At 69.8% G+C, this 6,605-nt stretch carries 5 protein-coding genes; 2 read left to right on the forward strand and 3 right to left on the reverse strand.

Going from position 1 to position 6,605, the window contains the following annotated elements; translation table 11 throughout:
• Both ACY45C_RS03105 and ACY45C_RS03110 read left to right on the forward strand, forming a co-directional pair.
• Positions 1–825, forward strand: an 825-nt coding sequence (locus tag ACY45C_RS03105; RefSeq protein WP_462186147.1) for a helicase-associated domain-containing protein, incomplete at its 5' end; no start/stop codon positions are given.
• Positions 826–1,094: 269 nt separating this feature from the next.
• Positions 1,095–2,735 carry a DNA repair helicase XPB gene (locus tag ACY45C_RS03110; RefSeq protein ID WP_462186148.1) on the forward strand — a complete coding sequence of 547 codons (1,641 nt, stop codon included), beginning with the start codon at positions 1,095–1,097 and terminating at the stop codon, positions 2,733–2,735.
• Positions 2,736–2,752: 17 nt separating this feature from the next.
• Here ACY45C_RS03110 and ACY45C_RS03115 read toward each other — a convergent pair whose 3' ends face one another.
• The 3 genes from ACY45C_RS03115 to thrC form a co-directional block, all read right to left on the reverse strand.
• On the reverse strand, positions 2,753–3,298 hold the full coding sequence (locus ACY45C_RS03115) for a Uma2 family endonuclease (RefSeq protein ID WP_462186156.1): 546 nt from the start codon (positions 3,296–3,298) through the stop codon (positions 2,753–2,755).
• Between the two features lie 558 nt (positions 3,299–3,856).
• Positions 3,857–5,479: a chaperonin GroEL gene (groL, locus tag ACY45C_RS03120; protein WP_462186149.1), complete on the reverse strand. Its 1,623-nt coding sequence runs from the start codon at positions 5,477–5,479 to the stop codon at positions 3,857–3,859.
• Positions 5,480–5,813: 334 nt separating this feature from the next.
• Positions 5,814–6,605: threonine synthase (gene thrC, locus ACY45C_RS03125; protein WP_462186150.1), on the reverse strand; the 792-nt coding region annotated here is incomplete at its 5' end.

The raw sequence follows: 6,605 nt of genomic DNA on the forward strand, positions 1-6,605 counted from the left end.
GTCTACCGGTTCTCCGAGGCCTCGCTGCGTCGCGGCCTGGACTCGGGCCTGGTGGCGGAGGACATCCACGCGATGCTCGCCCGCCTCGGTCGAGGCGGGGCGCCGCAGGCCCTCACCTATCTGATCGACGACACCGCCCGGCGGCACGGCCGGTTGCGGGCTGGTCCTGCCGCGAGCTACCTGCGCTGCGAGGACACGGCGCTGCTCGCCGAAGTGGTCGCCAACCGGCGTACCCAGGCGTTGGGGCTGCGCCGGATCGCGCCGACGATCGTCATCTCCCCACTGCCGACCGCGGAGGTGCTCGTCGGCCTGCGCACCGCCGGGTTCGCACCGGTCGCGGAGGCCCCGGACGGGCGGGTGGTGCTGCGCCGGCCCGCCGCTTATCGGACGCCGGCGCGCCCCCGCGTGGCGTCGGTCGACGTGGCCGGCACCCGGATCAACCAGCTGCGCGACGTGGTCCGGCTGGTCCGCCGAGGCGACGACAGCGCACGGGCGGTCCGGGCAGCCGGTGAGGTTCCCGGCATCGAGGTCGGGCTCACCCGGTCCGCGCCGTTGATCCTGGTGCTGCTGCAGGGAGCCGTCCGGGACCGGCGCCGGGTGCTGCTGGGCTACGTCGACCAGCAGGGTGCGCCGAGCGACCGGATCGTGCGGCCCACCGCTGTCGAGAGCGGCTGGCTCACCGCGTGGGACGAACTCAGCGCCGGCCCGCGTCGTTTTGTCCTGCACCGGGTGACCGGCGTCGCCGACATCGACGACGCGTTCGGCGGGCCGCCGGTGGCGGCGGACTGGTCGGCCGCCGCGGAGGATCTCGCCGATCCGCCATGAGCCGGGCGGGCCGGTGCCGGTGTGCCCGCCTGCCTGCGGGACCCGCGGTGGTTTCAGTCGGGCTTCGGCCCCTCTGGTTACCGTGTCGGTGGTCGGCTGTACCGTCGAAGGGCGCCGGTGAACGAGCAGCGCGCCGCCGGTGTGATCGTGCCGGTGCGACGCCGGTGGCTCGCACCGCACCGATTGGTGCAGGGCGGCTCGTGTTGGTGGTTCACTAATGGGTCGATACCCACGGTGGAACCTACGGCGGACGGAAAGGGCGGTGGCGGGTGACGGATGGCCCGTTGATCGTCCAGTCGGACAAGACGTTGCTGCTTGAGGTCGAGCATCCGAGTGCTGCCGAGGCGCGGTCGGCCATCGCTCCGTTCGCCGAGCTCGAACGGTCTCCGGAGCATGTGCACACCTATCGGGTGACGCCGCTGGCGCTGTGGAACGCCCGTGCCGCCGGCCATGACGCCGAGCAGGTTGTCGATGCGCTGGTTCGCTTCTCCCGTTACGCCGTGCCGCACGCCCTGCTTGTCGACATCGCCGACACGATGGATCGCTACGGTCGGCTGCGCCTGGAGAACGACCCGGCCCACGGGCTGGTGTTGCGTGCTCTCGACCGGGTGGTGCTCGTCGAGGTGGCCCGGGCCAAGAAGGTCGTGCCGATGCTCGGCTCCCGCATCGACGACGACACAATCGCCGTGCACCCCTCCGAGCGCGGCCGGCTCAAGCAGGCGCTGCTCAAACTCGGGTGGCCGGCGGAGGATCTCGCCGGTTACGTCGACGGCGAGGCGCACCGGATCGAACTGCGCCAGGACGGCTGGGAGCTGCGCGACTACCAGAAGGGTGCGGTAGCCGGGTTCTGGGAGGGCGGGTCGGGGGTCGTCGTGCTGCCCGCGGGTGCCGGGAAGACCATCGTCGGCGCCGCGGCCATGGCCCAGGCCGGGGCGACCACGCTGATCCTGGTCACGAACACGGTGGCCGGCCGGCAGTGGCGGCACGAGCTGCTGCGCCGCACCTCGCTGACCGAGGAGGAGATCGGCGAGTACTCCGGGGAGCGCAAGGAGATCCGGCCGGTCACCATCGCCACCTACCAGGTGATGACGGCCCGGCGTAAGGGCGAATACCTGCACCTGGAGTTGTTCGGGGCCCGGGACTGGGGTCTGATCGTCTACGACGAGGTGCACCTGCTCCCGGCGCCGGTCTTCCGGATGACCGCCGACATCCAGTCCCGTCGTCGGCTCGGCCTGACCGCGACCCTCGTCCGGGAGGACGGCCGGGAGGGCGACGTCTTCTCGTTGATCGGGCCGAAGCGGTATGACGCCCCGTGGCGGGAGATCGAGGCACAGGGCTGGATCGCGCCGGCGCAGTGCACCGAGGTGCGCGTCACGCTCACCGAGGACGAGCGGATGGCCTACGCCGTCGCCGAGCCGGAGGAGCGGTACCGGATGTGTGCCACCGCCCGCAGCAAGCGGGCGGTGGTGGAACGTCTCGTCCGCCGGCACTCCGATGACCGGGTGCTGGTGATCGGCGCATATCTCGACCAGCTCGACGAGCTCGGGGAGCTGTTGGACGCCCCGGTCATCCAGGGTTCCACCCGTAACCGGGAGCGGGAGCGGCTATTCGAGGCGTTCCGGACCGGGGAGATCACCACACTGGTCGTTTCCAAGGTCGCGAATGTCTCCATCGACCTGCCGGAGGCCGGGGTGGCCGTGCAGGTCTCGGGCACGTTCGGTTCCCGCCAGGAGGAGGCCCAGCGACTCGGTCGGGTGCTGCGGCCCAAGGCCGACGGCCGCACGGCGCACTTCTACACGGTGGTGGCCCGCGACACCCTCGACCAGGAGTACGCGGCACACCGCCAGCGATTCCTCGCCGAGCAGGGCTACGCCTACACCATCGTCGACGCCGACGACGTCCTGGGGTAGTGGTCGGGGTCGCGCCATCACTCCGAGCCGGGCGGGTCGATCAGCTCGGCCGGCTGGATCGCCACCGGAAAGGGCTGAGTGGCGGTGAAGGTCTCCTTCCCGCTGACCGTGCGGGTGGCGAGGTACGCATCGGCGACCAGGTCGTACGCCTCGATGGTGGCGGTGTCCGGGTCGATCAGCCAGCAGGACGGCACGCCGCGTTGCCGGTAGAGATCGAGTTTGAGGGTGCGGTTGTAGCGCCGGGTGCTGGCGTCGGCCACTTCGATGACGAGGGACGGGGTGCCCCGGAGCCGACGGCCGGTGTCACCGCTCGCCGCTACCACGACATCCGGCACGAGCAGACTGCGGGGGGACAGCTCCACCCCGATCCCGGCCGGCAGGATCTGAGCTCCGGAGGAGGCCGTGCCCGCCAGGATCCGGACCAGGCGCGCCGTGACGCGGGCCCGCAGCGGTGTCGGCCATGGTCGCAGGACGCACAAGCCGTCCAGGAGTTCGAACCGAGCGTCATCATGCCCGCCCGTGTCGAGATCTTCCACGGTGACCGGGGGAGTGGGAACGGTCATCGAGGGGCGATGGGAGCGCGGCTGTGCGGGGGCCTGAACCACGAGGGCTATCGTGCCTGTCGCCGTGGCCGCTGTCTAAAGCTGGCATGCGTTAATTGTCCGTGTCGCGGTAAAAGGTCGAAGTCTAACGAAGGTGACCTTCGGATTGTTCAAAAGGAGTGACATAAAGCTCTTGTCTCTTGGATTACCCGATGGTAATTTGATCGCCGTCGATGGCGGCCGAGAAGAGCGTTCTTGGAAAGGTCGCCTTTGGGAGTGCCTTCCGGCGTTCGCTCCGTCCCGAGCGGCGCCCGCTCCCACGCCGGAGAGCTCGCCCTCGCGGAACCTCCCGTCCGCGGGGGCGAGCCTTGCCCCGCACGGCGCCTTCGGCGCAGTGCGGGGACCCCTGGCATCAGGGTGAAGACGGGGTTTCCGTCAGCTCGCCTTCGGCGAGCTTCCTGGGGTAGCCGTCGGAGCCTCGGCTGTGATGCACGGGCGAACGCACGAGGGCGGCCCCGGGAGAACCGGAGCCGCCCTCGGCCAGACGGTGGTGCAGGGTACAGCAGGTGACGAATTGGACTAGAAGTCCATGTCGCCGCCGCCGCCCGGGACTGCCGGGGCCGGGTTCTTCTCCGGCTTGTCAGCGATGACGGCCTCGGTGGTGAGGAACAGGCCGGCGATCGACGCGGCGTTCTGCAGGGCGGAGCGGGTGACCTTGGCCGGGTCGATGATGCCGGTGCCGATCAGGTCGACGTACTCGCCGGTGGCCGCGTTCAGGCCGTGGCCGGTCGGCAGGTTGCGGACCTTCTCGACCACGACGCCGCCCTCGAGACCGCTGTTGAAGGCGATCTGCTTGATGGGCGCCTCGAGCGCGAGCCGGACGATGTTGGCACCGGTCGCCTCGTCGCCGGACAGGTCCAGCTTCTCGAAGGCGGTGATCGACGCCTGGAGCAGCGCGACGCCACCACCGGCGACGATGCCCTCCTCGACGGCGGCCTTCGCGTTGGACACCGCGTCCTCGATGCGGTGCTTCTTCTCCTTGAGCTCGACCTCGGTGGCCGCGCCGACCTTGATGACGGCGACGCCGCCAGCCAGCTTCGCGAGCCGCTCCTGGAGCTTCTCGCGGTCGTAGTCCGAGTCCGACTTCTCGATCTCGTTGCGGATCTGGCTGACCCGACCGGCGATCTGGCCGGGGTCGCCGGCACCCTCGACGACGGTCGTCTCGTCCTTGGTGACAACGATCTTCCGGGCACGGCCGAGCAGGTCGAGCGAGGTGCTCTCGAGCTTGAGGCCGACGTCCTCGGAGATGACCTGACCACCGGTCAGGATGGCGATGTCGCCCAGGATCGCCTTGCGGCGGTCACCGAAGCCGGGGGCCTTCACCGCGACGCTCTTGAAGGTGCCGCGGATCTTGTTGACGACCAGGGTGGCCAGCGCCTCGCCCTCGACATCCTCAGCGATGATCGCCAGCGGCTTGCCGGTCTGCATGACCTTCTCCAGCAGCGGGAGCAGGTCCTTGACCGCGGAGATCTTGCTGTTGACGATCAGGATGTACGGGTCGTCCAGGACGGCTTCCTGACGGTCCGCGTCCGTGACGAAGTACGGCGAGATGTAGCCCTTGTCGAAGCGCATACCCTCGGTGAGCTCGAGCTCGAGGCCGAAGGTGTTGCTCTCCTCGACGGTGACGACGCCTTCCTTGCCGACCTTGTCCAGCGCCTCGGCGATGAGGCCGCCGATGGCCGAGTCACCCGCGGAGATGGACGCCGTGGAGGCGATCTGCTCCTTGGTCTCGACCTCCTTGGCCTGCTTGGACAGCTCCTCGGAGACGCGCTCGACCGCGACCTCGATGCCCTTCTTCAGCCCGAGGGGGTTGGCGCCGGCGGCCACGTTGCGCAGACCCTCGCGCACCAGGGCCTGGGCCAGGATGGTGGCGGTGGTGGTGCCGTCACCCGCGACGTCGTTGGTCTTCTTCGCGACTTCCTTGACGAGTTCCGCGCCGATCTTCTCGTACGGGTCCTCGAGCTCGATCTCCTTGGCGATGCTCACACCGTCGTTGGTGATCGTGGGTACGCCCCACTTCTTCTCCAGCACGACGTTGCGGCCCTTCGGCCCGAGCGTGACCTTGACCGCATCGGCCAGCTGGTTCATGCCGCGCTCCAGGCCGCGCCGAGCCTCCTCGTCGAAGGCAATGATCTTCGGCATGGTTTCTGGGTCCTCCCAGTGGGATGGCAGGTTCGATGGCCTGGCCCTAACGACGCCCGCGACGGACGGCTCCCGCCTGCTCCGGACCCGGGTGATGCACCTCGGACACAGCGCGGATCGGGCAGCCTCGCCGTTTCAGCCTTGGCACTCCCTAGACGAGAGTGCCAGCTCTTGTTTAGCACTCGGCACGAGTGAGTGCAAGCTGACCCATGGTTCCGCGTGCCCGGCTCCGATCCCCCCGCGGCGCCTCGCCGTCGTCCGTGGCCCTTCCGTTGGTCCGGCGTGGTCCACGAAGTTCGTCGAATGCGCTGTGCCGGGCTGTGCTGCGCCCGAGTCAGTCGTCGCCGAGGCCGGCGGCCTCGAAGGCGCGCAGCGACGGCTTGATCGTCGCGGTCGGTCCGCCCGTCTCGACGAGGGGGTCAAGCGTCTTCAGCCCGTCGCCGGTGTTGTAGAGGATGGTCTCGGCGGCCGGGTCGAGCAGCCCCTCGCGCAGCAGCCTGCGCAGAGTGGCCACGGTGACGCCACCGGCCGTCTCACCGAAGACGCCCTCGGTGCGGGCGAGCAGCCGGATCCCGTCGATGATCTCCTCGTCGGTCACGTCCGTGATCGCCCCGCCGGTCCGCCGAGCCACGTCGAGGGCGTAGGGGCCGTCGGCCGGGTTGCCGATCGACAGCGACTTGGCGATTGTGGTGGGCCGGACCGGGGCGACGGTCTCGACGCCGCGGGCGAACGCGGCGGCCACCGGGTTGCAGCCGGCCGCCTGCGCACCGAACACCCTGTACGGCGCCGGCTCGACCAGGCCGAGCCGGCCGAGCTCACCGAAGGCCTTGTCGATCTTTGTCAGCAGCGAGCCGGAGGCGATCGGCACGACGACCTGCTCGGGCAGCCGCCAGCCGAGCTGCTCGGCGACCTCGTAGCCGAGCGTCTTGGACCCCTCGGCGTAGAAGGGGCGGACGTTGACGTTGACGAACGCCCACTCGTACTCCCCGGCCAGTTCGCTGCACAACCGGTTCACGTCGTCGTAGTTGCCCTGGATGGCGACCAGCGTCCCGCCGTACACCCCGGTGGAGACCGTCTTGCCGGCCTCGAGGTCGTGCGGTACGAGCACCACCGAGCGCAGCCCGGC

Source organism: Frankia sp. CcWB2 (assembly GCF_977927585.1).

Bases quoted from the DNA above. Each gene is read 5' to 3' on its own strand.
- ACY45C_RS03115 (WP_462186156.1), bottom strand. From the start codon at position 3,298: ATGACCGTTCCCACTCCCCCGGTCACCGTGGAAGATCTCGACACGGGC.
- groL (WP_462186149.1), bottom strand. From the start codon at position 5,479: ATGCCGAAGATCATTGCCTTCGACGAGGAGGCTCGGCGCGGCCTGGAG.